The 3109-nt window shown below is 60.5% G+C and carries 3 protein-coding genes; all 3 read left to right on the forward strand.

Annotated elements, in window-relative coordinates; translation table 11 throughout:
• The first annotated feature begins 2 nt into the window (after positions 1-2).
• Positions 3-1100 (forward strand): 4-phosphoerythronate dehydrogenase, encoded by a 1098-nt coding sequence (locus DBR30_RS10975; protein ID WP_108588344.1) that lies wholly within the window; start codon positions 3-5, stop codon positions 1098-1100.
• 194 nt (positions 1101-1294) lie between these two features.
• A complete protein-coding gene (locus DBR30_RS10980; protein WP_005344937.1) occupies positions 1295-2311 on the forward strand; it encodes an aspartate-semialdehyde dehydrogenase in 1017 nt (338 codons plus the stop codon).
• A 271-nt stretch (positions 2312-2582) separates the two neighbouring features.
• The coding region (locus DBR30_RS22065) for a FimV/HubP family polar landmark protein (RefSeq protein WP_308813271.1) at positions 2583-3109 on the forward strand (527 nt) is incomplete at its 3' end.

Here is a 3109-nt window from a genome sequence, read left to right on the forward strand (position 1 = left end):
ATATGCCCCATGCCGTGGAGCTGTTTGCCGAATTTGGCGAGGTGATCGCCTTGCCCGGACGGCAGATGCAGGCCCGCGATCTGCTCGATGCCGATGTGCTGCTGGTGCGCTCGGTCACCCGCGTCAACGGCGATTTGCTAGCAACCAGCCCCAAACTCGGGTTTGTCGGCACCGCCACCATAGGCACCGACCATGTGGACAAGGCGCTGCTGGCAAGCCGCAATATTCCCTTCTTCAGCGCCCCCGGTTGCAACAAGTATTCGGTGGGGGACTATGTGCTCTCCGCCCTGTTGGTGTTGGCGGAGCGCTACGAACTCGACCTTTCGGCCATGACGCTGGCGGTGATTGGCGCGGGCAATACCGGCGAGTGCGTGGCTGGCAAGGCCCAAGCGCTCGGCATGCGGGTACTGCGCTGCGATCCACCCAAGGCGCGGGATAATCCCGATGCGGGCTTTGTCGATTATCAGACCGCTCTTGGTGCCGATATCGTCAGCTTCCACGTGCCGATCACACGCGAAGGAGTGGATGCCACCTACCATCTGCTCGATGCCGAACAGATTGCCGCCCGTCCTGCCGGGCAGATCCTGATTAACGCATCTCGTGGCGAGGTGTGGGATAACCGGGCCCTGCTGGCACGCCAGTTGGGCGATGCGCCATTGCGACTGGTGATGGATGTGTGGGAGAACGAGCCCGAGCCACTGGCAGCGCTGGTGCCCCATACCGAGATTGCCACCTCCCATATCGCCGGTTACAGCCTGGAGGGGAAGGCCCGCGGTACCTGGATGCTCTACCAGGCACTCTGCCAGCAGCTGGGACGCCAGCCTCGTCAGGATTTGAGTCGGCTGTTGCCCGCCCCCGATGTGCAGGCAGTTGTGCCGGGCCGCGCGCCGGATCAGGCGCTGATCAAGCAACTGGTGCATCTGGTCTATGACGTGCGCCGCGATGATGCCCGTTTCCGTGCCCGACTCGGTCTGCCCGGCAGCTTTGACGAGCAGCGCAAACACTACCCCGAGCGCCGTGAACTATCCTCCCTGCAGGTTGAGGGAGCGTTTGCCAGTCAGGAGCTCGGCGCGTTGGGATTTGCGCTGTCACGCCCTTGAGCCGGGGCTCTTATGATTTGAAAGATAACTGGCAGGTGTGAGCTGTTCGTGCCACATCGCCGCCATTTTTACTGTTCCGGCGCAGAGTTTTCTGCGCTGGCTCAGCCATATCAGGCAGTGCTATCTCGCCGTGCAGGAGCCTGCCGACCATGGCGCCACCCGGCGCCATTGCAGCATTATCAGAGGAGAACAGAATGAGCCAGCAGTTTAACGTAGCGGTATTGGGTGCCAGCGGCGCCGTGGGTCAGGCGATGATCGAGATCCTGGAAGAGCGCGAATTTCCAGTAGCGACCCTCTATCCGCTGGCTTCCAGCCGCAGCGCCGGCGATACCGTGCGTTTTGGCGGCAAGAACCTCGAGATCCTCGATGTGGAGGAGTTTGACTGGAGCCAGGTGCAGATCGCACTGTTCTCCGCCGGTGCCGAGGTCTCGGCCAAGTGGGCGCCGATTGCGGCCGAACACGGCTGCATCGTCATCGACAACACCTCCTGCTTCCGTTACGACGAAGATATCCCGCTGGTGATCCCGGAAGTGAACCCGGATGCGCTGGCTGATTTTCGCAATCGCAACATCATCGCCAACCCCAACTGCTCCACTATCCAGATGCTGGTGGCCCTAAAGCCGCTGCACGACGAAGTGGGCATTGCCCGCATCAACGTGGCCACCTATCAATCCGTGTCAGGCTCCGGCAAAGAGGGGGTCAGCGAGCTGGCGGGTCAGACCGCTCATCTGCTCAACGGTCGTCCGGTGGAACCGACCCTCTATCCGCAACAGATTGCCTTTAACTTGATCCCGCAGATCGACAGCTTCACTGACAACGGCTACACCCGTGAAGAGATGAAGATGGTATGGGAAACCCAGAAGATCCTGGGGGATGCCAGCATTGCCGTGAACCCCACCTGCGTGCGGGTGCCGGTCTTCTACGGCCACGCCGAGGCGGTACACGTCGAACTGCACCAGCCGCTCGATGCCGAACAGGTCAAGGACCTGCTGCGCAATGCGCCGGGTGTGACCCTGTTTGATGACGAAGGGGACTATCCGACCCCGGTGCGTGACGCAACCGGCAAGGATGAGGTGCTGGTGGGCCGGGTACGCCAGGATATTTCTCACCCGAGTGGTATCAATATGTGGATCGTGGCCGATAACGTTCGTAAGGGCGCGGCAACCAACAGTGTACAGATTGCCGAGCTGCTGGTTCGCGACTATCTGTAAGGCTGGTCAGATGCCACCGATACGCAGCAGGGAGTGCTGCGCATCCGGCCTGTGATCAAACCGGGGTGTGACCCATGCCGCACTCCGTCACTTCAAGATTCTGTTGCGATATCAACTGATTAAGTTTTTTCCTACACTCAGGGTCAAGTTGGGTGCTAAATGTGTCGGACTGCTGGCTTGCCAGGCGAGCCTGATTTATATTGAACCGACTGTTTTGGGGTAACTATCCAGATTTTTCAATGTGATAGGGCCGTCATACGAAGGAACGAATATGGGACATTCCCGCATAACATTGGCAACGCTACTCGCATTGGGTCTGCTGGGCACCGTCCAGGCTGAAGACTCGGCGCGGGAGCCTTTTTTTGTCGAGCTAAAAGGCCCTGACGAACCCGCACCTCCCGCCGTCAATTCCCAGCCGCTGGCGCAGCCGGTCGCCAGACCCGTCGCGCAACCGGTGCGTACAACCGCCCAGCCGGTGGTGCGTCAGGTCACTGCCAATGCCGGTAGCTATGGCCCCGTTCGTCCGACCGATACCCTCTGGAGCCTGGCGAGCAAATATCGCCCCTCCAATCGGGTCAGCGTCTACCAGACCATGGTGGCGATTTACGAGAAAAACCCCCGCAGTTTTGCCGATGGCAATATCAACCACATTCTGGTGGGCTCCCGCATTCTGCTGCCGACCGCGGCCGAGGCGAGCGTCATCACCGATGCTCAGGCCCGCGCCAAGTTCCGCAGCGACAACGCCAGCTGGAAGGGGTTAAGCCCCAAATATCTGGCTGACAAGCAGGCCCATACCGC

The organism is Aeromonas sp. HMWF017 (assembly GCF_003061465.1).
Taxonomy (GTDB): Bacteria; Pseudomonadota; Gammaproteobacteria; order Enterobacterales; family Aeromonadaceae; genus Aeromonas; species Aeromonas veronii.

Excerpts from the sequence above, each read along its gene's own strand:
- DBR30_RS10975 (WP_108588344.1), top strand. The coding sequence starts at position 3 with ATGCCCCATGCCGTGGAGCTGTTTGCCGAATTTGGCGAGGTGATCGCC.
- DBR30_RS10980 (WP_005344937.1), top strand. The coding sequence starts at position 1,295 with ATGAGCCAGCAGTTTAACGTAGCGGTATTGGGTGCCAGCGGCGCCGTG.